This is a genomic window from Streptomyces endocoffeicus (assembly GCF_016741935.1).
Taxonomy (GTDB): domain Bacteria; phylum Actinomycetota; class Actinomycetes; order Streptomycetales; family Streptomycetaceae; genus Streptomyces; species Streptomyces endocoffeicus.
This window is the reverse complement of the sequence record NZ_JAERRG010000181.1, coordinates 1-896: the sequence shown is the minus strand read 5'-3', so window position 1 is coordinate 896 and position 896 is coordinate 1. Positions and strand designations below refer to the sequence as shown.

At 68.5% G+C, this 896-nt stretch carries 1 protein-coding gene; it reads left to right on the top strand.

Features of this window, described 5'->3' with window-relative positions; genetic code table 11:
* On the top strand, positions 1–896 hold an 896-nt coding region (locus JK364_RS54480), incomplete at both ends, for a ketoacyl-synthetase C-terminal extension domain-containing protein (protein ID WP_201858890.1).

Below are 896 nucleotides of genomic sequence, written 5' to 3'. Positions count from 1 at the left end.
CCCCTCCCAACAACGCGTCATCAACACCGCACTCGCCGACGCCCGACTGACCGCGGCCGACGTGGACGTGGTGGAGGCACACGGCACCGGCACCAAACTCGGCGACCCCATCGAAGCCCAGGCCATCATCGCCACCTACGGACAACACCGCGACCAACCGCTGTGGATGGGCTCCCTGAAATCCAACATCGGCCACACCCAAGCCGCCGCCGGAGTCGCCGGCGTGATGAAGGCGGTCCTGTCGATGCGGCACGGGGTCATGCCGAAGAGCCTGCACATCGACGAGCCGACCCCCGAGGTCGACTGGTCGGCGGGCGCCGTCGAGCTACTGGCCGAGGCCCGCGACTGGCCAGACGCGGACGAACGCCCCCGACGCGCAGGCGTGTCGTCCTTCGGTGCGAGTGGCACCAACGCGCATGTGGTCCTCGAGCAGGCCCCCACCACACCAGAACCCGACACCTCACAGACACCCCCGACCGAACCGGTGCCCTGGATACTCTCCGCACACACCGAACCCGCCCTACGGGAGTCGGCGGGACGGTTGGCGGCGCTGGTCGAGAACGAAAAGGTATCCGTCCACGACGTGGCCTACTCCCTGCTGCACGGTCGCGCGGCGCTGCCCTGCCGCGCGGTCATGATCGGCACAACGCGGGAGGACTTCACCGCCGAACTCGCCACGCTGACCTGCGGGTCCGGTCGAGCGTCAAAGGTGGCCTTCATCTTCCCCGGCCAGGGATCACAGTGGATCGGCATGGGCCGATGCCTCTGGGAAAGCTCCACCGTCTTCCGCGACAGCGTGCTACGCACCGACCACGCACTGGCCGAGTTCGTGGACTGGTCCGCCGCAGCCATACTGGCCGGCGAGCCCGACACACCGGACCTGGACCGAGTCGACA